The organism is Sphingomonas oligophenolica, from assembly GCF_039522915.1.
GTDB classification, from domain to species: domain Bacteria; phylum Pseudomonadota; class Alphaproteobacteria; order Sphingomonadales; family Sphingomonadaceae; genus Sphingomonas; species Sphingomonas oligophenolica.
Map to the genome: position 1 here is coordinate 318,108 of NZ_BAAAEH010000035.1, position 25,265 is coordinate 343,372.

Sequence of the window (25,265 nt, forward strand, 5' to 3'; positions counted from 1 at the left end):
AATGGGCGTGCGCCACTTTCTTGACCTGTCCGATGCGGGCGCTGACGGCATCGCCGCGATGCTGGCGGATGCGCTCGATCGCAAGGCGGCCCGCGCCGGCTGGCCCAAGGGCAAGCCAGATGCGGACGCGCCGCTCGCGGGTCACGCGCTGGCGATGGTGTTCGAGAAGAACTCGACTCGAACCCGGGTGTCGTTCGACATGGCAATCCGCCAGCTGGGTGGCAGCTCGATCGTTCTCGATGCCGGGACTACCCAGCTCGGCCGCGGCGAGACCGTGGCGGATACCGCACGCGTGCTGTCGGGCTATTGCGACGCGATCATGATCCGGACCGACGATCACGCCAAGGTCGAGGAGATGGCGGCCTATGCCTCGGTACCGGTCATCAATGGCCTCACCGATGCGTCGCATCCCTGCCAGATTGTCGCGGACCTGCTGACGATCATCGAGAGCGGCAAGAGTCTTCCGGGCCTAAAGGTCGCGTGGCTGGGAGACGGCAACAATGTACTCGCATCGATCGTCGAAGCGGCGAGCCTGATGCAGTTCGACGTCGTCGCCGCCTGCCCGCAAGGCTTCCAGCCCGAGGAAGAGGCGATCGTTCGTGCCAGCGGGCGCGCGCGTGTCGTCGGCGATCCGCGCGAGGCGGTCGAGGGCGCGGATATTGTCGTTACCGACACCTGGATCTCGATGGGCCAGCTCCATGCCGAGACCAAGCTCGCCGCGATGATGCCCTATCAGGTGACCGAGGCGCTCATGGCGGCGGCGAAGCCCGATGCGAAATTCCTCCATTGCCTGCCCGCGCACCGCGAGGAGGAAGTGGTCTCCGCGGTGATCGACGGCCCGCAATCGCTGATCTGGCAGGAGGCCGAGAACCGGCTCCATGCGCAGAAAGCCATCCTGCGCTGGTGCTTCGGGCAGATCGGTTGAGTTGCGGCTGAGCCGCCTCATCCTATCTATTGTCGTCCTCGCGAAAGCGGGACCCATCTCGTCACCGGCGGCTGATCGCTCCGTTGCGGAGGCGGCGGCGCGCGGGCGATGAAATCTCGCTCTCGCGGGAACGGCAAAGGATATCTCGTGACTGAAGAACTGGACCTGGACCGTGCACTCGGCTTCACCATTCCCGCGCGCCATGCCCGCGGCCGGGTGGTGCGGCTCGGACCGGTGCTCGACGAGATTCTCGCGGCTCATGCTTATCCGCCGCCGATCGAGGCATTGCTGGCGGAGGCGCTGACGCTGACCGCCCTGATCGGATCGACCCTCAAGGACGCGGGCGGCCAGCTCACGCTGCAGACCCAGACGGAGAACGGCGTCGTGAAACTGCTCGTCTGCGATTATCGCGGCGGCGAGTTGCGCGGCTATATCCAGTATGACGAGGAGGCGCTCGCCGCCGCGCCGACATCGCCGACCCTGTTCGCGCTGTTCGGCACCGGTTACCTCGCCATTACCTTCGATCAGGCGGCGACGGGGGAGCGGTATCAGGGCATCGTCCCGCTTGACGGCACCACGCTCGCCGACGCTGCGCAGAGCTATTTCGTCCAGTCCGAACAAATCCCGACCCTGGTCCGTCTCGGTGTCGCGCGGGGCGAGGATGGAACGCATGTCTCGGGCGGCCTGTTTCTCCAGCACCTGCCCGAGGGTGAGGACGGCCGGGAACGTCTCCACACCCGGCTCGACCACCCCGAATGGGAGCATGTCGCGTTGCTCGGCGCGACGATGGGAGCGGACGAGCTCGCAGACAGGGCATTGCCGCTCGAATCGCTGATCTGGCGCCTGTTCAACGAGGAGGACGAGGTCAGGCTTCTCCCCGGAATTCTCCTGGCACGCGGCTGCCGCTGCTCGCCCGACTATATCGCCTCGGTGCTGGCGAAGTTTCCGCCCGAGGATCAGCGCGCGATGGCCGACAAGGACGGGATGATCGTCGTCGACTGTGCCTTTTGCGCGCGCAAGTTTCCGGTCCCCGTGGCGGATCATTACGTCTCCTGAACAATATTGAAAAATGGAGGCATCTGCCCCACATGGTCGAGGGGTCGCTTGCTTGATGCCTATAGGGCGCTGGTTTGCGAGCGGGGTTTCACATGACTTTTCATCGACGATCAGGGCGCATCGCGGTCTTCGGCTTGTTGCTGGCCGGAGGACTTGCCGCTGCCGCACCGGCGCGCGCGCCGGGGCTGGCGGCACTGACCCGTGTCGAAGCTGGCCAATGGCAGCTGAAGGAGCCGGGCGCGAGCGCGGTGGCGCGGTCGCTCTGCATCTCCGATCCCGCCATCCTGCTCCAGCTCGGCCATGTCGGCGCGCAATGCTCCCGTTTCGTGATCGCCGACTCGCCCGAGGGGGCGACCGTCCATTACACTTGTCGGGGTGCCGGCCATGGCCGAACCACGATCGCCATCGAGACGCCGAGACTTTTACGCGTTCAGACTCAGGGTATCGCGTCCGGCGCGCCGTTCGACATGGATTATGAGGGGCGGCGCATCGGCGATTGCGGAGCGAAGTCCGTCGCCGCCCATTAACGTGCTATTTACCTTGCCTATAGTATCTGAAGGCGGTGCCGTTCTTGGGCATATTTTCTCCCTAATTCGCTCTGAGGAGCATCACTGGGTCGCCTTCGGGCGGCCCGTTTTTTTGTCGGGACGCTGGCATTGCGATTCCACCGCCCAGCTTCTACGTCGGTTCGATCATGACAGTTGAAACGACCCTTGCGGTCGCCCTTGTGTCGGGCGGCCTCGATTCAATGGTGGCAGCAGCGCGCGCGCGCGAGGACGGGCACCGCCTGCTCGCGCTTTCGATCGACTATAACCAGCGCCATCGGCTCGAGCTTGCCGCAGCACGGCGCATTGCCAAGCTGCTCGGTGCCGAACGGCACATTGTCCTGCCGCTCGATCTCTCGGTCTTTGGCGGGTCGGCGCTGACCGCGGATATCGCGGTGCCGAAAGACGGGCCGAGCGACGGCATCCCGGTCACCTATGTTCCTGCCCGCAACACCATTTTCCTCAGCCTCGCGCTCGGCTGGGCCGAAGCGGCCGGTGCACGCGACCTCTATATCGGCGTCAACGCGCTCGACTATTCGGGCTATCCCGATTGCCGCCCTGAATTCATCGCCGCGTTCGAGGGATTGGCCGAACTGGCCACCAAGGCGGGGGTGGAGGGCGCGCCGTTTCGCATTCACGCGCCGCTCCAGAACATGACCAAGGCGGATATCGTCCGGGAGGCTGACCGGCTTGGCCTCGATGCCGCGATCAGCTGGTCCTGCTATGATCCGGCCCCCGGCGGGCTGCATTGCGGCCTGTGCGACAGCTGCCGCCTGCGCATAAAGGGGTTCGAGGAAGCCGGCCTGGTCGATCCGACGCATTACGCGCTGTCAGCCTGAGGCGCCGACCATGAGCTACGCCGTCAAGGAGATGTTCCTCACGCTGCAGGGCGAAGGAGTGAATGCCGGGCGCCGCGCCGTGTTCGTGCGTTTTACCGGCTGCAACCTCTGGTCGGGCCGCGAACAGGATCGCGCGACGGCGGTCTGCCGTTTCTGCGACACCGATTTCGTCGGCACCGACGGCGCCGGCGGAGGCAAGTTCGCCGATGCCGCTGCGCTCGCCGCCGCTGCGGCCGACCATTGGGGATGGGGGCGTGACGAGCGCTTCGCTGTCCTGACCGGTGGCGAGCCGATGCTACAGGTCGACGATGCGCTGGTCGATGCGCTTCACGCGGCGGATTTCACGATCGCGATCGAGACCAACGGCACCGTGGCTGTGCATCCCGGCATTGATTGGGTGTGCGTCAGCCCCAAGGCGGGCAGTGCTGTCGTGCAGCGATCGGGCGATGAGCTGAAGCTGGTCTGGCCGCAGCCCGGCACTGACCTGGAGGCGATCGAGGGCTGGGACTTCACCCATTTCCTCGTCCAGCCGATGGACGATGCTTCAGCGGTCGCGAACCAGGCGGCGGCGATAGACTTCGTAATGTTCCGCCCGAAATGGCGCCTGACGCTCCAGGCCCACAAGGCGCTCGGCTTGCGTTAAGAGCGCGGCGCCAGCTGGAAGGGGCCGCACTTCTTGGTGACCCAGCTGCCCTTCTTGTTCCAGCAGAGATCGTCGAAACGCGGCAGCATGCCAGCTTGTCGCGCGTACAGGATGCCGCGCGGCTGGCGCTGCTCGCCGGCCGGCTGAAGGCTGTTGCGCAGTTCGCGGGTACGGTCTTCCGCGATCTTGTAGAAGGATCCACGCGGCGCGAAGATAGCGTCGTGCATGATCAGCGCCGCGGTCTGGCAAAAGCCATATTGAGCCGAGACGGTCGTGAAGCTCGAATAGGTCCGCGTGCCGAACTGGTCGAGCGCGTTCTGGCCGGCCTTTGCGGTCTTGTTCACCCGGAGAAAATATTTGGTCAGCACGTCATAGGATTTTTGCAGCTCATCTTTGTGATTGAGCAGGATGACGTTGTAATTGGGCTGGGTGAGCAATGTCGTTTCGAACTGGCATTGCAGCGCGGCGACGTTGAGCGCGGCGCGCATGTTCCAGACCAGCGCCGCGCGCAGCTCGGCTTCGGTCGCGCCGGGCAATTCCATGCCGAGACCGGCCTCGCCGCCACGGACCGTCTCGCCGCGCATGTCGCGCTGGACAAGGAAGAACTGGGCGGAAGCAGGGGATGCGGAGAACGCAACCGTAGCGGCGGCAAACGCCATGATGAAACGCAACACTGTCTTTACCTTCTTCATGCTCGCAAGGAGAGTTAGGGCCTTTCGACATTCAACCCAAGCCCTTTTCCCAGGCCATCCCCATACTGTGCCCGTTATCAGTACAGTATTTCGCGGCGAGTTGAATCGAAAACGGGACAGGTTGAATCGAAAGGGCCGCCCGGTTTGCCGGACGGCCCTTCACACGATCAAACCCGAAAGGGCGATCAGTGCGTGTTGGTGGTGGTCGTCGTGGTGTTGGTGACGGTCATGGTGTCGTTGGCCATCGCGCCATTGTCCATCGTCGCCGCGTCGGTCGAGGTCATGTTGTCCGACATCGTCTCGGAGGTTTCGTTGCCCATCTCGGTGACGGTCGTGTCGTTGGTGGTCGTCTCGGTCTTCGGCTGGCAAGCCGAGATCATCAGCGCTGCGCCGGCGATCATCGAACCCGCAACAGCCTTGGAAATGAATGCACGCATTGGAAAGCTCCCTAGATAGTGGATCTGGATGGTCTCGAGACCTTAATACCCAAACCGTAGTGGACATTAGTCTGATATCGGACGCCCCTCAAGCCTCGTTTTGCCGGGGACAAGAAAGAGTTTCGAGGAACGCAGGGAACGCTAACGCCAGTGCGGCGTCAAAAGTTGCAAAATCCGACGCCTTGCCGAGTGCCGCAGCACTGGTGACGGGGAATTCCGCGAGGCCGCAAGGTACGATTCCGCCGAAATGGGTCAGGTCCGGGGCGAGGTTCACCGAAAAGCCGTGCAGCGTCACCCAGCGCCGCACCCGCACCCCGATCGCACCGATCTTGGCCTCTTCCATGCCGCCATCGGCACGCGGCGCCATCGTCCAGATCCCGATCCGCCCCGGCGCGCGGAAGGCCTCGATCCCGATCTGGGCGAGGGCGGCGATCACCCAGCCTTCGAGCGAATGGACGAAATGCCGCACGTCGCGTCCGCGCCTGTTCAGGTCGAGCACGAGATAGACGATGCGCTGGCCGGGGCCATGATAGGTGTAGCGCCCGCCGCGGCCGGCCTTGAAGACCGGGAAGCGCGGATCGAGCAGCTCGGCCGGATCGGCACTGGTGCCGCCGGTATAGACGGGTGGATGCTCGAGCAGCCACACCAGCTCGCGCGCCGCGCCCGCGGTCACTGCCGCCGCGCGGGCTTCCATGGCGGCAATCGCCTCGTCATAGGCGACCGGCGTCGGTTCGACGCGCCATTCGATATCGTCAGTGGAAATGGACATCGCAGCTCCATTGCGTGAGTGCCCCGAATGACACAAGCATTGGCGTGGGCCAAAAAGCTGCGCTATCAGTAAGGTGACGCCCGGTGGCGCCGACGAATGCGGGGACGGCTATGGTTAGCATGGGGACGGTTTGGGATCGCGCGACCGAGTTTCTGAGCGACAATCTTTCCGCGATCCTGCCTCTGGCGCTCCTCGCCATCTTCGTGCCGGTCTCGATTTCGCAGAGCCTCGGCCCCTTGACGAAAATGGGCGGATCGGCGGCGATGGGCTTCCAGCTCGTGTCGTTCGTCCTTTCGATCGTCTCGCTCTGGGGGCAGCTGGCGATCATGGCGCTGGCACTCGATGCGGCCGGCGGTCGGGCAAGCGCCACCGCAGCGGCCAATCGCCGGTTGCTGCCGGTGATCGGGATTTCGCTGGTCCTGCTGATCGGCGTCTTCGTGCTCATGCTGCCATTCGGGATTGCGCTCGCGCTCTCCGGATTCGACTTCCAGGCGGCGGTGGCAGGCGGCAAGGCTGAACTGCCGCCGGGCGTCAACGCGTTCCTCGGCCTGTATCTCCTGATTTTCGCCTGCCTGCTGGCATGGCTCGCGGCGCGGCTGCTGCTCGTGACGCCGACGGTCATCATGGAGCGCCGAGGGCTCGGTGCGATCGGGCGATCGTTCAAGCTCACTCGCCCGGTACAGTGGAAGATCATCGGGGTGATCCTTCTCTATCTCATTATCTGGTCGGTATCGGTTCTCGCCGCGAAGTTCGTCTTCGGCGCGGTCTTCGGGATGATCGCGGGCGGTGACGGGCCGGTGACGCTCGGATCGGTGCTGGCCTCGATCCTGGAGAGCGTCGTCCTGACCGCCTTTGCGGTGCTCGCGGCGGCGTTCACTGCCAAGCTCTACCTGGCGGTGCGCGACGCGCGCGAGGCGATCGTCGACTCGGCATGAACCTCGATGTGGCGGGCGTGCTCGCCGATGCCTGGCGGATGTGGAAGCGTGACCGTGATCTCCTGCTGGCGGTCGCCGGTTTCTTCCTGTTCCTGCCGCAATTCGCCGTGCTGGTGCTGCTCCCCGATCCACCCGTGCCGGCCGCCGGGGTTTCGAACGAGGAGGCAATCCGCGTCTGGGCACCCCTCATGGCCCAGTGGCTCTCCGATTATGGGCTTGCCCTGGTCGGGAGCATCCTTTGGGCCGCCTTCGGTGCGCTCCTGATCTTCGTGTTGTATTTGCGCAGCGGACGGCCGGACCTGAAAAACGCCTTGCAGGCCGCGTCGCGGCTGTTGCTGCGCTATTTGCTGGTTTCAGTGCTCGCCTCCTTGCCGATTGCCCTGATTGCCGTGCCTGCAGTGGGTTTTCTGCTGATCATACCCGGGATCTACGCGATCGGGCGGATGATGCTGGCGGGCGCGGCGATGGTCGCCGAACAGCCGCTCGGGGCGGTGGCTTCGGTCAAAAGGAGCATCGAGCTCAGCAGAGGCCATGGTCTCGCCTTTGCCGGGATCGCCATCGCCCTGCTGTTGGGCAGCCGGCTCCTCCCGGAGCCGTTCGTCGCGCTTGGACGGGTCCTTGACGGTGCGCCGACGGCGAATCCCGTCTCGGCGGCCCTGCTCGACGCAATGGCCGCGGCGACCGCGTCCCTGGCCACGCTCGCGACGATCCTCATCCAGATCGCGCTCTACCGGCGGCTTGTCGCCAGCAAGGGAATCTGAGGCGCTGCCTCCGGCGGCAGGATGCCGATCACGCGAGGATCGGGAAAGGTCTCGATCGTGCGCGACACAGCGGTGAAGCCCGAGGCGCGGTAGAAACCGAGCGCCGAGGGGTGATCGAGTGTGCAGGTGTTCACCCAGACCCGCTCAACGCCCTTCGCCCAGGCGCGGGCCATCGCTTCCGCCATCAGCCAGCGGCCGAGTCGCTGGCCGGCGAGCTCTGGAATGAGCCCGAAATAGGAAAGGGCGCATTCCCCGGCGCGGCGAAAGTCGAGCTCCAGCATGCCGACCTCCATGCCGCCCGCATCGACCGCCGCGAAGATCGAGACCGCCGGATCATGGATGATCCCCGACAGGACGGCATCGTCCATCACCAGCCGCGAGAACCACAGCCAGGGGGCGCCGATTCGCCGGAACAGCACGCGGTATTTCTCCGGGGTCGGCTGATGCCAGGCCACGAGACGCAGGCGCGCGGCCGGGATCGGACGCAATGGCGGGCGATTGCGCATCTCGAGCGTGGTGACGATCGTCGCCAGCTCGTTCGCCGGGACCGGAATCAATCCAGCCATCCCATTTTCCCCCGGATCATTCCCATGTTGCCACCGGCGGAAGGCTCATCAGGATCGCATCGATGTTGCCGCCCGTCTTGAGCCCGAACAACGTGCCGCGATCGTAGACGAGGTTGAACTCGGCATAGCGCCCACGCCAGGCGCGTTGAATCGCGACGTCGGCATCGGTGAAGGGCTCGGCCATTCGCCGCCGCACGATCCGCGGATACGCATCGAGAAAGGCGCGGCCGACATCCTGCGTGAAGGCGAAGTTCGTGGCGAAATCGCCCTCGAGATGATCATAGAAGATGCCGCCGACGCCGCGATGGACCTTGCGGTGGGGGATGTAGAAATAATCGTCGGCCCATTGCTTGAAGCGTGGGTAATGCGCCGGATCATGCGCGTCGCACGCCGCCTTCAGCGTAGCGTGGAAATCGTCGGTATCCTCAGCCACGGGCAAAGGCGGGTTGAGATCGGCGCCGCCGCCGAACCATCTCCTGGTAGTGACCAGGAAGCGGGTGTTCATGTGGACGGCCGGCACATGCGGGTTCGCCATGTGCGCGACCAGACTGATGCCGGTTGCAAAGAAGCGCGGATCCTCGCCGGCGCCGTGGATCGATTTGGCGAACTCGCCCTCGAGCGCCCCGCCGACGGTCGAGACGTTGACCCCGACCTTCTCGAATACCCGGCCCTTCATCACGCCCCGCACGCCGCCGCCGCCGCTCGGCAATCCGTCAGCGTCGGTGCGGTCCCAGGGGGTGTAGGCGAATCGCGCGTCAGATCCGGCCTCGCGCTCGATCGCCTCGAACTCGGCGCAGATCAGGTCGCGAAGCTGCTCGAACCAGGTCCGGGCCGCCGATTGTTCGGAATCGAGGTCCGGCGTCACCTTGTCGTTCGCACTGATCATTCGGGCCATCCTGCTGTTTGCCGCAATGCTTCGGCGAGCGCGATGCCCGCCGCAACCGCGACATTCAAGGAGCGGAAGCCCGGCCTGAGCGGAATTCTCACCGCCATGTCGGCGCGGGCATGGACATCGGGCGGCACGCCGCTTCCTTCGCTTCCCAGCAGCAGGATATCGTCCTGGCGAAAGGTCGCCGCGTCCAGCCTCGTCCCGCCGCGTGTCGTCAGCAGGATGATTCGCGCGGCCGCGGCGGATTCGAAGGCAGCCCAATCGGCATGGCGGGTCACCTCGACTGCGCCGGCATAGTCCATCCCGGCCCGCACAAGGGCCCGGTCGCCCCATGCGAATCCCATCGGTTCGATCAGGTCGACGCCCACGCCGAGGCACGCTGCGAGGCGCAGGATGGTGCCGACATTCCCGGCGATATCGGGCTGGTACAGGGCGATCCGCATGTCCTTCGCATAGGGCCTTGGGCGGCTCTGTAACAACAGGGCTAAAATGCAGTTGGCAAAGGCGGTCCCCCGCGTCTATCAGGCCGCCAACCTCCGTGGGGACGGCGGATCGGCAGGGCGTGCGCTTCATCTCGCAAACACCTGGTCGGCTTCGCTGAGATACGAAGTGCTTGGGCCGAGATACGAAGTGCAAGGGCAAGTGAATGGCAATTGTTGATACCGCCGTACCGCCAGGGGAGGACCCGGCTCCTTACGAGGAGGAGTATGATCCGCGCCGCCGCGATTTCATCAATATCGCGGCCGTGTCGTGGATCGGCGTCGGCGCCGCCGTCGTTGTCCTGCCGCTGATCAACCAGATGAACCCGTCCGCCGACGTGCTGGCTGAATCGACCACCGAGGTCGATCTGTCGAAGATCACGCCCGGCCAGGCGATCAAGACCAAGTTCCGCGGCCAGCCGCTCTTCGTTCGCAACCTGACGCCGGCTGAAATCGCCGAAGCGGAAGCCGTTGCGTTGAGCGAACTGCGCGATCCGCAGACGCTCGCCCAGCGTACCAAGGCCGGCCACACCAACTGGCTGATCACGCTCGGCGTCTGCACCCATCTCGGCTGCGTGCCGCTGGGCGCCGGAGAGGGCGAGAATCGCGGGCCTTATGGCGGCTATTTCTGCCCGTGCCACGGCTCGGCCTATGATACCGCAGCGCGCATCCGCAAGGGTCCGGCGCCGAAGAACCTTGCGGTTCCCGATTACAAATTCACGTCGGACACGACGGTCACCGTCGGCTGAGGAACCTAGAAAATGAGCTTCCCCTGGGCCAAGCACTACGCGCCGAAGAATCCGCTGATGAAGTGGATGGACGAACGGCTGCCGCTTCCGCGTCTTGTCTATAATGCGGTCGGCGCCGGCTATCCGGTGCCGCGCAACCTCAATTATTTCTGGAACTTCGGCGTCCTCGCCGGCGCTGCGCTCGGCATCCAGATCATCACGGGCATCGTCCTTGCGATGCATTATGGTGCGACCGGCGCGGGCGCGTTCGACTCGGTCGAGCACATCATGCGCGACGTCAATGCCGGCTGGTTCCTGCGCTATGCGCACGCGAACGGCGCGTCGATGTTCTTCATCGTCGTCTATATCCACATCTTCCGCGGGCTGTTCTACGGCTCCTACAAGGCGCCGCGCGAGATGGTGTGGCTGCTCGGCGTGGTCATCTTCCTCCTCATGATGGCGACCGCGTTCATGGGCTATGTGCTGCCCTGGGGCCAGATGAGCTTCTGGGGCGCGCAGGTGATCACCGGCTTCTTCTCGGCGATACCGTTGGTCGGCGACACCATCCGGGTGTGGCTGCTCGGTGGCTATGCGCCGGGCGAGGCAGCCCTCAACCGCTTCTTCTCGCTCCACTATCTGCTGCCGTTCGTGATCGCCGCCGTGATCATCCTGCACATCTGGGCGCTCCACATCCCGGGCTCGAACAACCCGACCGGCGTCGAGGTGAAGGGCGAGCAGGATACGGTGCCCTTCCATCCCTATTACACGGCGAAGGACGGTTTCGGCCTCGGCGTGTTCCTGCTGATCTTCGCGCTGCTGGTGTTCTTCGCGCCGAACTCGCTTGGCCATCCGGACAATTATATCCCGGCCAATTCGCTCTCGACGCCGGCGCATATCGTGCCCGAATGGTATTTCTGGCCCTTCTACGCGATCCTGCGCGCCTTCACCTCGGATTTCATCCTGCCGGCGAAGCTGTGGGGCGTGCTGGCGATGTTCGGCTCGATCCTGCTGCTGTTCTTCCTTCCCTGGCTCGACAGCTCGCCGGTGCGCTCGGCCAATTACCGGCCGGTCTACCGCACTTTCTTCTGGATCCTGGTCGTCGACATCCTGATCCTCGGCTGGTGCGGCGGGTCGCCGGCGACGCCGACCTATGTCATCCTGAGCCAGATCTGCGCGGCCTATTATTTCGCGCATTTCCTGATCATCATCCCGATGATCTCGCGCGCCGAGCGGCCGCGCCCGCTGCCCAACTCGATCACCGAGGCGGTGCTGGCGAAACATGGCGGCACTTCTCCCGCGCAGACCGCGCTCGCGGCCGAATAAGGGGCAATTACGGCAATGATTCGCATTATTTCCTCGGCCATCGGCGCGGCATTCGTCTTCGTCCTTGCGATCGCCCTGTTCGGCAGCATCAAGGGCCAGATCACCGATCCGGTCAAAGCAACGGCAGTCGATGACTTCCACCTTGCGCCCAAGGAGGTCGAGCTCAAGTCGAACGGCTATTTCGGCACGTTCGACAAGCGCCAGCTCCAGCGCGGGCTCCAGGTCTACAAGGAAGTCTGCTCGGCCTGCCATTCGCTCAGCCATGTCGCCTTCCGCGACCTGAAGGAGCTTGGCTATAACGACGCGCAGGTGAAGAAATTCGCTGCCGACTGGCAGCTCAAGGCGCAGACCTTCGACGACAAATCGGGCGATCGCGGCGAGCGGCCGAACGTGCCGTCGGACCATTTTCCCAAGGTCTATTATCCCGGCACCGGTTCGCCGCCCGATCTCTCGCTGATCACCAAGGCGCGCGAAGAAGGGCCTGCCTATGTCCACTCGCTGCTGACCGGCTACACCAAGGAGCCGGCCGCGCTGCTCGCCAAATATCCGGATTCGAAGACGCCTGACGGGCTGTACTACAATCCCTATTTCGCGAACCTCAACATCGCGATGCCGCCGCCGCTGACCCAGGACGGCCAGGTCACCTATCTCGATGGCACCAAGTCGACGGTCGACCAGATGGCGAAGGACGTCACCGCCTTCCTGGTGTGGACCGCCGAGCCCAATCTCGAGACGCGGCATGATGCGGGCTTTGCCGCCGGCATCTTCCTGCTGATCTTCTGCTTCCTGGCATGGGGAGCGTATCAGAATGTCTGGCGCGACGTTAAGCACTGAGAGGCCGGCGGTTTCCGCCAATGACGATCTCAAGGCGCTGATCAGGACGATCCCCGACTTTCCGAAGCCGGGGATCATGTTCCGCGACATCACGACCCTGCTGCTCGATGCCGAGGGCTTTGCGGCCTGTATCGAGCGCATGGCGGCGGCGGTGAACGGCCCGATCGACCTTGTCGCGGGGATCGAGGCGCGCGGCTTCCTGTTCGCGGCGGCGCTGGCGGCGCCGCTGAACGCCGGCGTGCTGCTCATCCGCAAGGACGGCAAGCTGCCCGGCGCGACGATCGCCGAGGATTACGCGCTCGAATATGGCACTGACCGGATCGCGATGCACGCCGACGCCTGTGCGCCGGGCGCGCGCGTGCTGCTGGTCGACGATCTCATCGCCACCGGCGGCACGGCCCGGGCCGCGGTGCGGCTGCTGCGCAAGGCCGGGGCAATCGTGAGCCAGGTTCAGTTCGTCGTGGACCTGCCCGAGCTCGGCGGCGCCGATGCACTCCGCGAGGATGGGCTCGAGGTTACCTCGCTGGTCGCGTTCGAGGGGCATTGAGGGCGCGGCGCGGGGTTTGTCGCGGGCTTGCCGGCATGGAGCGCCCCATTTCTCGGGACAGCGCGCGCGCAGCCACCTGATCGCGGCGCGCGCATCGGCCGGTATCTGCTCCCGAACGGGCACGCGGATCGGTTCCTCGGCCCAGGCCGGGGTGAAGATTTTCACCACCTGACGATCATAGCCGATGGCGCGCTGATAGAGCGAGCGCTCGACCTGGTTCTCGGCATCGGCCTTGCCTCGGGCGAGGGCCCGGGCGAAGTCCGGATGCGCGCGACGCCAGCGATCGATCGTGGCGGGCGCCACATCGAAGAAATCGGCGATATCGGCTTCGGTCAGGCCATGCCGGCACAGCTTGCGGGCTTGCTCGGCGCGGATCGGCAGGTACGAGTCGGCCTCCGCTCCGGGCCTGACGTCTGCCGGGGTGCCCGTACCCTTGCTGGCGGGCTGCGGCGAGGCAGCTGAATTTCCCTGTTCCGCCGCCGCAACAGGGAATTTTCTTTTTTTTTGGATCGATTCCGGCGCGTGATCGACACGATATTTCAGTGAAATCAGGTAGTTCTGCTTTCCTCCGGTTGATGCGAACAGGGAAATTCCGGGCAGGAAACAGGGAATTCGCGCGTCCTGAACGCCCGAAGGCCGATTCAACAGGCCAGCGAAATCGGCTTTGAAGGTGGCGAGACCAATCATGATCGGAGCCATGACATGACCGAGTATCGTGTTGAATCGACCAGCGCGATTGAATCGAACCGTGACGGGAAGGATCGCGCCGAGTCCGCATCGCCGCCCGTCGGGAAGAGGGCAGCGGGATATGGCAATCCGCCGGCCGAGCATCGCTTTCGAAAAGGCCAGTCGGGCAATCCGGCGGGCCGGCCGCGGCGGGCGACGGGCGCACCGGGCGACCGCTTGCCGGGTGCCCATGAGCCGACCCGGACGATGATTCTGGAGGAAGCCTATCGCCCGGTAACGGTGCGCGAGGGGGATGAGGAGATCACGCTATCGGCGCACCGCGCCGTGTTCCGATCGATGGCCGCCGCCGCGATGAGTGGCAACCAGACAGCGCAGCATCGCTGGACGAAGCTCGTCCAGGCGGCCGAGGCGCAGCAGAAGCGCGAGCAGATCGCGCTCTACAATGTGCTGGAACGAGACGGCCTCGAGCATGACTGGGACGAGAGGAATGGAGGGATGACGGTGTGCGCCTCCTATGACGACGACATCATCGTGGATTCCAGGTCGGGGACGGTGGTGGTTCGGGATGTGGGGGAAGGGTGAGGATGCCGCACCGTCTTGAGGCTCCCGGCAAATCTCGTTGAACGCGCTGCGGGTTCGCCCTTTCAGAAAAGGTCCGTCAGTGGCCAGCGGTCGTCGCGCGTTGCGTCATCCCGATCGGCCGCTGGTTGTCATCCAGATGGAAAAGCACGTCGGCGCGTGCCGGCATCTCGGCGAACATATGGCGCGTGAGCCGTTCATAATGCAGCATGAAGCGGTGCAGCGCGGCGGCATCCATCGTTCGCCCCTTCGCGCCCGACGCAGCCAGTTTGCGCTCCTGAAGTGCGCGGTTGGCCGCCACTGCCTCGAACGAGGGCGGCTGCAGCATGACCAGCAGGTCGATCCGCTCGAACAGCGCCTGATACGCGCCTGCCAACGCTCTATTGACGTGCCTGCGCCATATGCCGGCGCTGTCTTCGTCTCGCTCAAGCGCGTTTATCGGCTCGACAAGGGCGGCATCGCCTCGCGGCTGCGCGCCAATGCACCAGCCCTCGAACAGGAAGACATCGATCGGCAACGCCAGTCTCGGCCAGGCTTTGATCGGGGCGCAATCGTCATTGCGCTTGTCGAAGCGCGGCAGCCTGATCTCGCCCGGCTGGCCTGAGATCACGCGATCGAGAATGACGCGCCCGAGCTCGACGTCGTGCGTGCCGGGAACGCCGCGCGTGGCGAAAAGCGGGTGGACGTCTCGCGCCAGCCGCTCGCGCGCGGCTCGGCTCAGGTAAAGGTCGTCGAGCGACAATGTGGCGGCGCTCAGTCCGATCTCGGGGAGCAGCGACCGGGCCAGGAAGTCGCACAATGTGCTCTTGCCGCTGCCCTGCGCGCCATTGACCCCAATGATGATCGGCCGGGACAGAGTCGCGCGCACCTCGGCGATGCGATGGGCCAGCGGTCGCCAGTAATGCTCGACAATGTCGAGATACTGTTCCGGCAGGTCATGATCGACGATCAGCGCGGCAGGCGCGACGCCGGGAAGTCCCGTCATCACACGACGCGATCCGGCGGCCCTTTGCCTGCGAACCAGGCATCGAGATTGTCGAGCACTTTCAGCCCCATGGCGACCCGGGTATCGACGGTCGCGCTGCCCAGATGCGGCAAAAGGACGACATTTTCCAGCTCGACAAGGCCAGCGGGCACATCCGGTTCGTGCGGATAGACATCGAGCCCAGCGCCCGCGATGCGCCCCGCCTTCAACGCACCGACCAGCGCCGCATGATCAAGCACGTCGCCGCGTGCGGTATTGATGAGCAGCGCTTCGGATTTCATCGCCTCGAACGCTGCGGCGTTGATCAGGTGGCGCGTTTCCACCCCGCCCGGCACGTGAAGCGAGACGATGTCGCTACGCCCAAGCAATGTGTGGAGGTCGGGCACCCATTCGGCGCCAAGCGCAGCGACATCATCGCCATCAACTTCGCGGCGCGCGAAATAGAGAATGCGCATGCCGAAGCCATGATGTGCGCGCTGTGCCACCGCGCGGGCAATACGGCCGAAACCGACCAGCCCAAGCGTCCGCCCGGCAAGCGATCGGCCAAGCAACTGGGTAGGACCCCAGCCGGTCCAGCCGCCGGCGCGCACCAGCCGCTCGCCCTCGCCCCCGCGCCGTGCTGCCATCAGCATCAGGGTCAGCGTGAGATCGGCGGTCGCATCGGTGAGCACGCCCGGCGTATTGGTGACGGCAACCCCGAACTCCCGGCAGGCGGCAATGTCGATATGGTCATAGCCGACGCCGAAATTGCCCAGGATCGCAGCGCGCCGGCCGGCCGCCTCGATGACTGCGGCGCCGACCCGATCGGACACGGTCGGGCAGACAGCATCGAAGGTCCGCATCGCATCGATCAGCGCAGCTTCGTCAAGCGGGTGGTCGCCCTCATTGAGGGTGACGTCGAAGCGATCCATCATCCGCCGCTCGGCCGCTTCCGGCCAGCGACGGGTGATCAGGACGCGCGGCCGCGCACCGGACATCAGTTCTTGGCGTCGAGTTCGGCAGGCTGGCCGAGCGACGTCCGGAAATAGACGCCGAACGGGTCGTCGGGCTGCTCCGGCGCGGCACCTTCGCGCACCGTCGTCCGGCGCATGTCGCGGCGCTCGCCCGTTACGTCGAAATCGCCGCCACGGTGCATCGAGGCGAGATTGTCCCAGATCACCAGGTCGCCGGGATTCCACTTCACGGAAAACACATATTGCGGCTGGGTAGCGAATTCGATCAGTTCGCGGATCAGCGCGCGGCCTTCTTCTTGCCCCATGCCGACCACGTCGCGCGCATGCGCGCCGATATAGATCGATTTGCGGCCATTGTGCGGATGGACCATCACCAGCGGCTGGCGCGCGGCGGGCCGCGCATCGACTTCCTCTTCGGTCAGCGGGAAGCCGGCAAGCTTGCGCGACCACCACAGCGAATGCATCGCTTCGAGCCCGTCGATCCGCGCCTTCGTTGCCGCAGGCAGGTCGTCATAGGCGGAGCGGGTATCGGCGAACCAGGTTTCGCCGCCCTCCTTCGGCACTTCATAAGCCAGCAGCAGCGAATAGGACGATCGCATGTCCATGAAGGACGAATCGGTATGCCATAGCCGGTCACCCTTTTTGTGCAGGATCATGCTCTCGTCGGCGAGGATCGCGCCCTCGCGAGTCAGGTTGCCGGCATCGAACAATTCGGGATTGTCGAAACGGCGCTGCCGTCCCTTCATGATCGGCGCGCTCTCGAGATGGCCAAAGATGCGGCTGAAGGCGATGTGGCTGTCATTGTCGAGGCCGGTGCCGCGATAGACGCAGACGCCCCAGTCATCCATCGCGCCGATGACATCGCGCTGCGCCGCGTCGTCGAGCGGCTTGGCGATGTCGATTCCGGACACCTCGGCACCGAATTTGGGAAGGATGGGTTTGATGGTCAGGCTCATGGCGAACTCCAATGTCTGATATTCAAGCGGGCGAAAGGCTTGGCTGTTCGGCGGCACGGCGGCCGATGAACATACGGCCGAGCAGCAACAGGGTGACTGCGGTGAGCGCCGGCGCAAAGGCCAGCAGCATGAAGCTTTCGCGCGGCGGGAGCCCTGCCGCGAGCAGATACCCCGCGACCAGCGGCGCGCCGATCGATCCGATCTTGGCGATCGAAGTCGCCCAGCCCCCGCCATTTGCGCGAATCGCGCTCGGGTAGAACATTCCGGCGATGCTGTGCATGCCGAAATGCGCGCCGCCGATCAGAGTCATGCTGGCGAACGACACCAGCGCGAACTGGGTGTGGCTCATGCTCGCGCTCCCCATGACCAGCAGCATCGGCACCGTCAGTACGGGCAGGATGGCAATGGCGATCGGCCCGAAGCGATCGGTAAAACGCATCAGCAGCAACCCTGCAACGGCGCCGCCAAGCGCGCTGAGCGACGAGATATAAGCGGCGTCGGCACGCGTGAAGCCAACATCCTCGAAGATGATCGGTCCCCAGCTCGTCTTGAAATAGATCGCCATCGAGCTGCCGATATACGCAAGCCACAGCAACGGCGTGACCTTGGCGAGCCTGTCTTTGAAGAGGTCGGGCAGACGGAAGCGGATATGATCGGGCTGGTTGATCTCGTCTCCCAGCACGAAGCGATCCTCGGCAGTGAGGCCGAGCCCGGGTTGCAGGCGGTTGAGGATGGCCGCGACGCGGCCGGGTTCGCCGCGCCGCGCAGTCAGGTAGCGCGGCGATTCGGGCAGTGCCACGATCAGCAGCGGCACCAGCAGCAGCGTGATTGCGCCGCTCGACAGGAAGACGCCCTGCCAGCCATAATAAGGAGCGAGCCAGACTGTCACCGGACCGGCGAGCGCGCCGCCGAGGGTATAACCCATCATGATCAACGTCACGACCGTGGCGCGGAAGCGGCGCGGCACGAATTCGATATTGAGCGCCCAGGCCAGCGGCATCAGCCCGCCAAGTGCAAAGCCGTTCAGCACCCTGAGCAGCATCAACGCGGTGAGGGTGTGAGCAAGCGCCAGCGCCATGCTGGTGATGCCGAACGCCACCACCGAAATGATGATGCTGGGCCGCCGCCCGATCCGATCGCCAAGCCAGCCAAAGGCGAAGCCACCCGCCATCGCGCCCGCCGTGCCGCAGCCGAACAGCTGCCCGAGCGTAACGGGATCAGCGCCGAACTCGGCGCGGATATAGGGCGCGACGAACGAGATCACGAGCATGTCGAAGCCATCGAACAGCGTGACCGCGCAGGAGAGCAGGATGAGCCACAGGATGAAGCGGCTCGGTCGCTGCCCTTCGATCAGGGCAGCGACGTCGACCAGCTTTCCCGTTGGAAGGGCATCCGAGGCGATAGCCTCGCTCACCCCCCGAACCGGACACGAGCACCGAAGCGGAAGGCGCGACCGACCGGATCGAACAGAATCTGGTTGGTGCCGCCGGTGGCCCCGGGCAGCCGCGGCGGATCCTTGTCGAAGACATTGTTGATCGTGCCGAAGAACTCGAATCCGCGACCAGCCGATGTCTTGACCGTCCAGTTGGCCGTCAGATCGAGGTAGAAGCGACTTGGCACGCGATTATTGTCGACGCTGGTCGATGAAGTGACTGAATAGCCCGGCTGGTCCGGCCCGACGAAATTCGTCCAGTAAATGCCCGCTGGAATATATTTGCCGTGCGCGGTCAGGCGCAGCGGATTGATCGACCAGGTCAAGAGTCCGTCGATGATATAGTCCGGTACGCCAGGAATGGTGCCGGTCCGCACGCCGTTCTGCCCCGCCCGATCGGTGGCGCCGGCCGAATCGACGGTCGTCAGTTCCTGCGTGATCGTCGCGAGCACCTGCGCGCGCAGATCGCCCAGTTTGCCGAGCGGCTGGCGATACTGGAATTCGACATCGAACCCGCTGGTGCGCAGTTCGGCCGAATTGAGGAAGATGTCCTGCACCTGCGTGACCAAATTGCCCGTGTCGCGTGTGATCAGCGCACAGAATTCCTGTACCCCCTGTTCGCAGCGATTGACGAGCGTTTGCGCGCCAAGCGTTCCGATCGCGTTCTTCACCTTGATGTTGTAATAATCGACCGACAGCCGGAACCGGTTGAGGAAGCCATGCGGCGGGGTGATGACGCCGCCGACGGTCAGGCTGTCCGCTTTTTCGACGGTCAGGTTGGGGTTGGAGCCGGTGATGACGGTCGGATTGCTTTGCAGGCCGTTGTTGCGCGGATCGGACAGGCCGATCGTCGTCTTGGTACGCGCGCCGTACAGTTCGGAGAGGTTGGGCGCGCGAATGTCGCGCGACCGGGTGGCGCGCAGACGCAGGCCCTCGAACGGCTCGTAGACGCCGCCATATTTCCAGGTCGTGACGGCTCCGCTCGTGCTGTAATCAGTCCGGCGGATCGCGCCGTTGAGATCGAGCGCGTGGACGAACGGCAGGTCGCGCAGCAGCGGCACGCCCACTTCGCCATAGGCTTCCTTCACGGTCACCGCGCCATTCAGCGCGGAGCCGTTGAGCGTCCAGAAGCCGTTCGTCAGCGAGACGGGATCAGTCGTGCCGACGATCTTGTCGCGGCGATATTCCGCGCCCACGGCGACCGTCAGCGGACCGCCCGGCAGCTCGAACAGCTTGCCCTGGATATTGGCCGTGACGACATGCTGGTCGTTGTTCGTCTTCTGGAAGCCATTGCCCGTGAGATAGGCAGCCGCCGCGGGCGAGAACAGGCCCTCGCCAAACGGGTTGTACGCCGCGCAACTGGGATCGTCATTGGCGGTACTGGCATCGGCATTGATGCGGCACACGATATTACCGCTGCCGTTGCGCACGGCATCGGTGGCGTTCTTCAGGTGAGCAAGATTTACCGCGTTATAGGTGCGCTGCAGGAACTCGGTCTTGCCATAGGTGTAGCCGACGTCCCAGCTCCAGTCGCTGCCCAGCTTGCCCTTAAGCGCCAGGACTGCACGATAGGTGCGCGTCCGCGACGTGGCATAAGCCGGGCCAAGGTCGAAATCGGCTTTGCCGAGCAGGATGGACGATACGCCATTGGCCGTCATCGCCGCCTGGACAGCTGAGGGAATGAAAGGATTGCCGCTTTGAATGCGGCCGAGCAGTGACCCGTTGTAATCGCGCAGCACGTTGGAAACGACCGTGCCCTTCTCCTCGCCATAGGACAGATCGGCTTCAGCGGTTATCGTATCGGTCAGTTCATAGGTGCCGGCGGCGTAGGCCGAATAGCGTTCGGTCGGTACCTTGAGCAGCAGCGGCGCGATGAACGCATTGCGCCCCTGCCCCTCACCGCCGAGCATGAACAGCGGACCGACCAGCGTGCCATATTGGAATGGGCGCGGCGTGCCGTTGGCATTGAAGGTCGTGCCGCGCAGCGGATCGGTCGCGGTGGAGCCGATCGCCACACCCGCTGCGTTGTACGACCGGTTGATGAGGCCACCGGGCGCGATCGTCGAGGTATTGACGCCGCCGATGATCAGATTGGCCGGCAATCCACCGGCGCCGGCGGGCGAATTGCCGAGAATGAGCGTCTGCGAGGCGCACCAGCTTCGCGTGTAGCAGGTGCCAAGGCCTTCGTTCTTCTCATATTCGCCGGCGATGACGATATGTCCGCGACTGCCGATCCTGGTTCCCGCGGCCAGGCTGAGGAACTGCGTCTGGTCGTCGCCGCGCTGCGAGACGCCGGCAACAGCCTCGGCGCGGACTCCGTTGAAGCTGCGGTTGAGGATGAAGTTGACCACGCCGGCCACTGCGTCCGACCCATAGGCGGCCGATGCGCCGCCGGTCACCACTTCAGTACGCTCGACAAGCGCGGACGGGATGAGGTTGACGTCGACAGTGCCTTGCGTGGTGCTCGGCACGAAGCGACGGCCGTCAACCAGCACGAGCGTGCGCTGTGGATTGAGGCCGCGCAGATCGAGCAGGCGGGCGCCGATATTGCCGCCGAGATTGGCCTGGGTGGCCGGTCCGGTGGTGGCCCGGAAGCTCGGCAGCTGATTGAGCGCGTCGCCGACATTGGTGATCGACAGCGACTGGACGCGATCGTTGGAGAGCACGGTGACGGGCGTCGGAGCCTTGAAGCCGCCGGTGAGCCGGCTGCCGGTGACGACGATTTCGCCCGACGACTCCTGCGCCTCGGCTGCTGGGGTGGCGGCCTGATCGCTGGCCTGGGCTTGATCGGCCGGTGCCTGATCGGCGGGGGCTGCCGGATCAGCCGTCTGGGCGAATGCCTCGGTGGCGCCCAGCAACATCGTCAACATCAAGACGCTTGCCTGACGACAAAGTCGTCCGCGGATATGGCCCTTTGAACGCTCCAATTTCACTCTCCCATGCGCACGCTGTCTTCGCGGGCTTCGAGCGGCAAGTACGTACCTTGATACATTTATGTCAAGTTCGGCGTTGCACTTGCCCGCGCACCCGGTGAGAGAGGGCCGATGAAAGACAGCGAGCCTGAGCGTTCAATCTGGGACGAAAGCGGCTTCGAGCGCTTTGCGACTCATTATCACGACTTCTATCCTGCAGAGACGCGCGAGGATCTGGAATTCAGGCTCACGCGGCGGCTGATCCTGGTCAGTCGCTGGTGGACAACCCTGATCGACGAAGCGATCAAGCGCGAGACGGGTCAGTCACGCGCGCGTTGGCAGACGCTGTTCGTGATTGCCTTTTCGGGGGAATCGACGACGACCATGATGTTGTCGGAGCGGCTGGGCGTGCAGTGGCCGAGTCTGGTGCGCATGCTGAACCAGCTGGAAGCCGACGGGCTGATCACGCGCGACGACAACCCCGATGACCGGCGCTCGCGGCTGATCTCGCTCACTTCGGAGGGCAGGCAGATTATCCGCAAGGTCAAGCCGGTGCTCGATCGCACACGACACGGCGTACTGGAACATGTGTCGGACGACGATCTGCGCAAGGCCATCCAGCTGCTCGGCGTGATTCCGGAGGGCAGCGGCAAAAAGCTTTAGGATGCCCGACGCCACAAGAAACACATGATCATGACCACCATCATTTTTACGGCCGTGGAAGACGGCCCGGTCGAACGGCACCAGCTTGCCGAGGAGGCAGCTCAAGCTTGTGATTTTTCAATCGGAGAATCGGAGGCGCGCATGCAGGCGGGTACCAAGCGTGTGAATTTGACCCCTAAGTGGAGGTGGTGGCAATGCTCGACAAGTCCGACTTCGGATCGATCGTCAGCCCTGCCTGCTTGCGCTCCGAATATCGATCGACGAGCTGCGCTGTGTGCGGGCGGAGGAGGATGGTGAAGCGGACCAGCTCCTCCATCACATCCACGATCCGGTCATAATAAGCGGACGGTTGCATGCGCCCCGCTTCATCGAATTCCTGAAACGCCTTCGCGACGCTCGACTGATTGGGAATGGTGAACATCCGCATCCATCTGCCGAGGATGCGCAGCGTGTTCACGCTGTTGAAGGATTGCGAGCCGGCCGACACCTGCATCACGGCGAGAGTGCGACCCTGAGTCGGACGCATGCCGCCCATGCTCAACGGGAGGTGATCGATCTGGGTCTTCATGATTCCGGTCACCTGGCCGTGACGTTCCGGACTGCACCACACATGCCCCTCCGACCACATCGAGTGATCGCGCAGGGCATGGACCGCCGGATGGTCGTCGCCCGCGACCTGATCCGGCAGCGGCAGGGAGGACGGATCGAAGATGCGAGTCTCCGCGCCGAAGAACCGGAGCAGCCGCGCTGCCTCTTCAACGCACAGGCGCGAAAAGGAGCGTTCCCGGAGCGACCCGTAGAGCAGCAGGATACGCGGGGGCGGATCGCCGGGACCCAGGCCCAATGCCGGGCGGCGATGCGCATATTCGGGCTGAAGGGCAGGCAGGGTGTCGGGATCGGGCAGCGCGCGCAAATAGCTCATCCGGCCGCCTCGCGCGCGTGTCGGTCTCGGCTATCCGGCGCGATCGACATGATGGCGATCACGGCTGCGCCTGGGAGGATTGTGCTTCGGCCGTTGCCAGATCGTCATGGATGGCCTGGAGGCGTTGTCGTATCGCCAGGGCGGGCACGTCGCGATCGAGGATCGGCAACTCGACGAGCTTGCCGATTCGTCGCGACAATGCCTCATGCGCGGCCTCGAAGGCGGCATCCTCGGCGGCCTCCCCACCCGTCACCGCCGCCGGATCGGGAAGCCCCCAATGCGCCTTGACCGGGTGCCCCGGCCAGACCGGGCAGGTCTCGCCCGCCGCATTGTCACACACCGTGATCACGACATCGATCCGTGGCGCGTTGGCGCCTGCGAATTCGTCCCAGCTTTTCGAGCGCAACCCCTCGATCGGATAGCCATGACGCTCGAGCAAGCGAAGTGCGCCGGGATGGACCTGGCCCTTGGGGAAGGAGCCGGCCGAAAAGCCGCGAAAGCGGCCTCCGCCCAGTCGATTGACGATCGCCTCGCCGAGAATCGAACGGGCGCTGTTGCCGGTGCACAGGATCAGCACATTGGTTTTCTCAGCGCTCATGCCGTGCCCGTAACGTCACAGTGGCCGCGAAGAACCACCTCGGCAAGCGAGGCGCAGATTTCGGGCGAGCCGCCGCAACAATCCTGCATGAGATATTCAAGCAGTTCAGTCATGTGCCCATAGCGCGCCGTGTAGATGATCGAGCGGCCCTCGCGCCGGTTCTCGATGAGGCCCGCATTGGCGAGAATGTTGAGATTGGCCGATAGCGTGTTCGCGGGCACATCGAGGCGGCGGGCGATCTCGCCCGCCGCTATTCCCTCATGTCCAGCCTGGACCAGCATTCGAAAGGTCGAAAGCCGGCCCTGATGCGCCAGCGCGGAAAGGGCAGTCACGGCTGTTTTCATTTCCATGTTTCTCCTCTAGCGGAAATGACGTTGCCGACAAGCAGTCCGCAATGAGCCGTAACCCTGCCGCGCTGGTCGCGCCGATGGTTAATGAGCCGGCTTCGGTTTGAGGTCGAACGATCCCGCGGCGCCCTTCTCGAAAGTCTGCTTGCAGGCATCGGATTCGGTCGATTTGAAGGGGCAGCGCAACGTGGTCGATTGAATCAAAATCGTCAGTGCCGTCTTGCCCGGCTTGGTGAAGCTGCAGGAGGCGCCGCGCGCAGCTGCCAGCGAGAAGCTGCCCTTGCCGCTATTGAGGATCCGCACCGTATCGTCTCCACCGCCGGTATTGACGTGGCAAATGATCTCCCAGCCCCCTTCACCGGTAGCGGACACGGTGCTCGGGTTAGCCGAGGTGTCGCTGGCCAAGGCCGGCCCGGCCGTCAGCGCCGCTACCAGAAGCATCAAATTCCAGTTCCGCATCTTCTTTCCTCCCCACCATCAGTCCGACAATTGGACCAACGATTCTGGAATAGCGGAAATATGGAAATGATCAATGCCGGTTTACCTGGCAGGTCGATCAATCGCCGCCGCCCGACGAGCGGCGAAGAGACCGTTTTCGGATGTGCTTTCGCCTGGGTTCAATCCGGCTGTTGCACCGACGACAGCAATCGATCGAGGATTCGCGCGACCTCCCCGATCGGGGCCGGGTCAGTCGTTTGCCCGAGCCACCAGGCGAGCGTCTCGAAGATGAGGCTCACCGAGCAATTGACCGCCAGCTCGATGGGGAGCCAGGCATCGGCGGGTGCGCGGTCGATCGCCAGGCCCCTGGAGATGCGCAGAAGTTCGTTGCGCATCGCCGCGGCGGCGCCGCCGGTCAGCAACGCCGTCCACAGGCGGCGATGCTCTTCAACATAGACGCACAATGCGGTTACCGCCGCCAGCGTGTCGGCGCTGTCGAGCACGGGCAGGGTCAGCGCCACCAGCCGGTCGATCTGCTCGGCCGCCACCTGGTCGAGCAGCGCCTCGCGGGTCGGGTGATGGCGAAAGAAGGTCGCGTAATGGACCCCGGCCTCGGCGGCGATCTCCCGGATCGTGATCTGATCGAGCGGCTTTTCCGCGAGCAGCTTGAGCAAGGCCGCTCCGAGCGCATGGCTCGAGCGGACTGCCCGCGCATCGCGCTGGCTTGACGGCGCCTCACTATGCGATACTGTGTCGCTTAGTGGCGGCGCGCTGGATTCCCGGTCAGTGCTCATGATGCGTTCCTACCGGGATAAAGGCGCGAGA

At 64.5% G+C, this 25,265-nt stretch carries 30 protein-coding genes; 14 read left to right on the top strand and 16 right to left on the bottom strand.

Annotated elements, in window-relative coordinates; genetic code table 11:
• The first annotated feature begins 1 nt into the window (after window position 1).
• The 5 genes from argF to queE all read left to right on the top strand — a co-directional run bounded on the left by argF (window position 2) and on the right by queE (window position 4,008).
• Complete coding sequence (gene argF, locus ABD050_RS17400; RefSeq protein ID WP_343890894.1) at window positions 2–925, top strand: ornithine carbamoyltransferase; 924 nt, start codon at window positions 2–4, stop codon at window positions 923–925.
• A gap of 108 nt (window positions 926–1,033) precedes the next feature.
• The gene (gene hslO, locus ABD050_RS17405) at window positions 1,034–1,981 is read left to right on the top strand and encodes an Hsp33 family molecular chaperone HslO (RefSeq protein ID WP_425542474.1); all 948 of its coding nucleotides are present in this window, start codon (window positions 1,034–1,036) and stop codon (window positions 1,979–1,981) included.
• A 92-nt stretch (window positions 1,982–2,073) separates the two neighbouring features.
• On the top strand, window positions 2,074–2,508 hold the full coding sequence (locus ABD050_RS17410) for a DUF3617 domain-containing protein (RefSeq protein WP_343890755.1): 435 nt from the start codon (window positions 2,074–2,076) through the stop codon (window positions 2,506–2,508).
• 167 nt (window positions 2,509–2,675) lie between these two features.
• The gene (gene queC, locus ABD050_RS17415) at window positions 2,676–3,365 is read left to right on the top strand and encodes a 7-cyano-7-deazaguanine synthase QueC (RefSeq protein WP_343890756.1); all 690 of its coding nucleotides are present in this window, start codon (window positions 2,676–2,678) and stop codon (window positions 3,363–3,365) included.
• Between the two features lie 10 nt (window positions 3,366–3,375).
• Window positions 3,376–4,008, top strand: coding sequence for a 7-carboxy-7-deazaguanine synthase (gene queE, locus ABD050_RS17420; protein ID WP_343890757.1), 633 nt, complete (start codon window positions 3,376–3,378; stop codon window positions 4,006–4,008).
• On the opposite strand, the gene ABD050_RS17425 is transcribed toward queE, so the two are convergent.
• The 3 genes from ABD050_RS17425 to lipB form a co-directional block, all read right to left on the bottom strand.
• Window positions 4,005–4,700, bottom strand: a complete 696-nt coding sequence (locus ABD050_RS17425; RefSeq protein WP_343890758.1) for a hypothetical protein — start codon at window positions 4,698–4,700, stop codon at window positions 4,005–4,007. The genes queE and ABD050_RS17425 overlap by 4 nt on opposite strands.
• 185 nt (window positions 4,701–4,885) lie before the next feature.
• Window positions 4,886–5,137 carry a hypothetical protein gene (locus ABD050_RS17430; RefSeq protein WP_343890759.1) on the bottom strand — a complete coding sequence of 84 codons (252 nt, stop codon included), beginning with the start codon at window positions 5,135–5,137 and terminating at the stop codon, window positions 4,886–4,888.
• An 88-nt stretch (window positions 5,138–5,225) separates the two neighbouring features.
• Complete coding sequence (gene lipB, locus ABD050_RS17435) at window positions 5,226–5,906, bottom strand: lipoyl(octanoyl) transferase LipB (RefSeq protein ID WP_343890760.1); 681 nt, start codon at window positions 5,904–5,906, stop codon at window positions 5,226–5,228.
• A gap of 119 nt (window positions 5,907–6,025) precedes the next feature.
• Between lipB and ABD050_RS17440 the strand changes: the two genes are divergently transcribed.
• On the top strand, window positions 6,026–6,841 hold the full coding sequence (locus ABD050_RS17440; RefSeq protein WP_343890761.1) for a hypothetical protein: 816 nt from the start codon (window positions 6,026–6,028) through the stop codon (window positions 6,839–6,841).
• Entirely contained in the window at window positions 6,838–7,602 is a 765-nt protein-coding gene (locus tag ABD050_RS17445; RefSeq protein WP_343890762.1) for a hypothetical protein, read from the top strand. Before ABD050_RS17440 ends, ABD050_RS17445 begins: the two co-directional genes overlap by 4 nt.
• Here ABD050_RS17445 and ABD050_RS17450 read toward each other — a convergent pair.
• The 3 genes from ABD050_RS17450 to ABD050_RS17460 are packed head-to-tail and all read right to left on the bottom strand — an operon-like array spanning window position 7,569 to window position 9,500.
• A complete protein-coding gene (locus tag ABD050_RS17450; protein ID WP_343890763.1) occupies window positions 7,569–8,168 on the bottom strand; it encodes a GNAT family N-acetyltransferase in 600 nt (199 codons plus the stop codon). The genes ABD050_RS17445 and ABD050_RS17450 overlap by 34 nt on opposite strands.
• Window positions 8,169–8,184: 16 nt before the next feature.
• On the bottom strand, window positions 8,185–9,054 hold the full coding sequence (gene hemF / locus ABD050_RS17455; RefSeq protein ID WP_343890764.1) for an oxygen-dependent coproporphyrinogen oxidase: 870 nt from the start codon (window positions 9,052–9,054) through the stop codon (window positions 8,185–8,187).
• Window positions 9,051–9,500 carry a tRNA (cytidine(34)-2'-O)-methyltransferase gene (locus ABD050_RS17460; RefSeq protein ID WP_343890765.1) on the bottom strand — a complete coding sequence of 150 codons (450 nt, stop codon included), beginning with the start codon at window positions 9,498–9,500 and terminating at the stop codon, window positions 9,051–9,053. Before ABD050_RS17460 ends, hemF begins: the two co-directional genes overlap by 4 nt.
• A 203-nt stretch (window positions 9,501–9,703) precedes the next feature.
• On the opposite strand from ABD050_RS17460, the gene petA reads away from it, so the two are divergent.
• From petA to ABD050_RS17490, 6 genes are all read left to right on the top strand, one after another.
• Window positions 9,704–10,285 carry a ubiquinol-cytochrome c reductase iron-sulfur subunit gene (gene petA / locus ABD050_RS17465; protein ID WP_343890766.1) on the top strand — a complete coding sequence of 194 codons (582 nt, stop codon included), beginning with the start codon at window positions 9,704–9,706 and terminating at the stop codon, window positions 10,283–10,285.
• A 12-nt stretch (window positions 10,286–10,297) separates the two neighbouring features.
• Window positions 10,298–11,587 carry a cytochrome b gene (locus tag ABD050_RS17470; RefSeq protein WP_343890767.1) on the top strand — a complete coding sequence of 430 codons (1,290 nt, stop codon included), beginning with the start codon at window positions 10,298–10,300 and terminating at the stop codon, window positions 11,585–11,587.
• 15 nt (window positions 11,588–11,602) lie between these two features.
• Window positions 11,603–12,421, top strand: coding sequence for a cytochrome c1 (locus tag ABD050_RS17475; RefSeq protein ID WP_343890768.1), 819 nt, complete (start codon window positions 11,603–11,605; stop codon window positions 12,419–12,421).
• Window positions 12,396–12,968: an adenine phosphoribosyltransferase gene (locus ABD050_RS17480; protein ID WP_343890769.1), complete on the top strand. Its 573-nt coding sequence runs from the start codon at window positions 12,396–12,398 to the stop codon at window positions 12,966–12,968. The genes ABD050_RS17475 and ABD050_RS17480 overlap by 26 nt, the downstream gene beginning before the upstream one ends.
• 27 nt (window positions 12,969–12,995) lie before the next feature.
• Window positions 12,996–13,430, top strand: a complete 435-nt coding sequence (locus tag ABD050_RS17485) for a hypothetical protein (protein WP_343890770.1) — start codon at window positions 12,996–12,998, stop codon at window positions 13,428–13,430.
• Window positions 13,431–13,670: 240 nt separating this feature from the next.
• Window positions 13,671–14,237 carry a DUF5681 domain-containing protein gene (locus ABD050_RS17490; RefSeq protein ID WP_343890771.1) on the top strand — a complete coding sequence of 189 codons (567 nt, stop codon included), beginning with the start codon at window positions 13,671–13,673 and terminating at the stop codon, window positions 14,235–14,237.
• A gap of 76 nt (window positions 14,238–14,313) precedes the next feature.
• Here the strand turns inward: ABD050_RS17490 and ABD050_RS17495 are convergent, their stop codons facing one another.
• From ABD050_RS17495 to ABD050_RS17515, 5 genes are read right to left on the bottom strand one after another with little or no spacing between them, the layout of a single operon-like run.
• Complete coding sequence (locus ABD050_RS17495) at window positions 14,314–15,219, bottom strand: kinase (protein WP_343890772.1); 906 nt, start codon at window positions 15,217–15,219, stop codon at window positions 14,314–14,316.
• On the bottom strand, window positions 15,219–16,196 hold the full coding sequence (locus ABD050_RS17500; protein WP_343890773.1) for a 2-hydroxyacid dehydrogenase: 978 nt from the start codon (window positions 16,194–16,196) through the stop codon (window positions 15,219–15,221). The genes ABD050_RS17495 and ABD050_RS17500 overlap by 1 nt, the downstream gene beginning before the upstream one ends.
• On the bottom strand, window positions 16,196–17,128 hold the full coding sequence (locus tag ABD050_RS17505) for a TauD/TfdA dioxygenase family protein (RefSeq protein ID WP_343890774.1): 933 nt from the start codon (window positions 17,126–17,128) through the stop codon (window positions 16,196–16,198). Before ABD050_RS17505 ends, ABD050_RS17500 begins: the two co-directional genes overlap by 1 nt.
• Window positions 17,129–17,150: 22 nt before the next feature.
• On the bottom strand, window positions 17,151–18,542 hold the full coding sequence (locus tag ABD050_RS17510; RefSeq protein WP_343890775.1) for an MFS transporter: 1,392 nt from the start codon (window positions 18,540–18,542) through the stop codon (window positions 17,151–17,153).
• The gene (locus ABD050_RS17515; protein ID WP_343890776.1) at window positions 18,539–21,430 is read right to left on the bottom strand and encodes a TonB-dependent receptor domain-containing protein; all 2,892 of its coding nucleotides are present in this window, start codon (window positions 21,428–21,430) and stop codon (window positions 18,539–18,541) included. The genes ABD050_RS17510 and ABD050_RS17515 overlap by 4 nt, the downstream gene beginning before the upstream one ends.
• A 174-nt stretch (window positions 21,431–21,604) precedes the next feature.
• On the opposite strand from ABD050_RS17515, the gene ABD050_RS17520 reads away from it, so the two are divergent.
• The gene (locus ABD050_RS17520) at window positions 21,605–22,135 is read left to right on the top strand and encodes a MarR family winged helix-turn-helix transcriptional regulator (protein ID WP_343890777.1); all 531 of its coding nucleotides are present in this window, start codon (window positions 21,605–21,607) and stop codon (window positions 22,133–22,135) included.
• Window positions 22,136–22,310: 175 nt separating this feature from the next.
• Here the strand turns inward: ABD050_RS17520 and arsH are convergent, their stop codons facing one another.
• The 5 genes from arsH to ABD050_RS17545 form a co-directional block, all read right to left on the bottom strand.
• On the bottom strand, window positions 22,311–23,057 hold the full coding sequence (gene arsH / locus ABD050_RS17525) for an arsenical resistance protein ArsH (protein WP_343890778.1): 747 nt from the start codon (window positions 23,055–23,057) through the stop codon (window positions 22,311–22,313).
• Window positions 23,058–23,115: 58 nt separating this feature from the next.
• Complete coding sequence (locus ABD050_RS17530; RefSeq protein WP_343890779.1) at window positions 23,116–23,655, bottom strand: arsenate reductase ArsC; 540 nt, start codon at window positions 23,653–23,655, stop codon at window positions 23,116–23,118.
• Window positions 23,652–24,005, bottom strand: coding sequence for an ArsR/SmtB family transcription factor (locus ABD050_RS17535; RefSeq protein WP_343890780.1), 354 nt, complete (start codon window positions 24,003–24,005; stop codon window positions 23,652–23,654). Before ABD050_RS17535 ends, ABD050_RS17530 begins: the two co-directional genes overlap by 4 nt.
• An 81-nt stretch (window positions 24,006–24,086) precedes the next feature.
• Window positions 24,087–24,461: a hypothetical protein gene (locus ABD050_RS17540; protein ID WP_343890781.1), complete on the bottom strand. Its 375-nt coding sequence runs from the start codon at window positions 24,459–24,461 to the stop codon at window positions 24,087–24,089.
• A 158-nt stretch (window positions 24,462–24,619) separates the two neighbouring features.
• Window positions 24,620–25,234 carry a TetR/AcrR family transcriptional regulator gene (locus ABD050_RS17545; RefSeq protein ID WP_343890782.1) on the bottom strand — a complete coding sequence of 205 codons (615 nt, stop codon included), beginning with the start codon at window positions 25,232–25,234 and terminating at the stop codon, window positions 24,620–24,622.
• Between the last annotated feature and the right edge of the window lie 31 nt (window positions 25,235–25,265).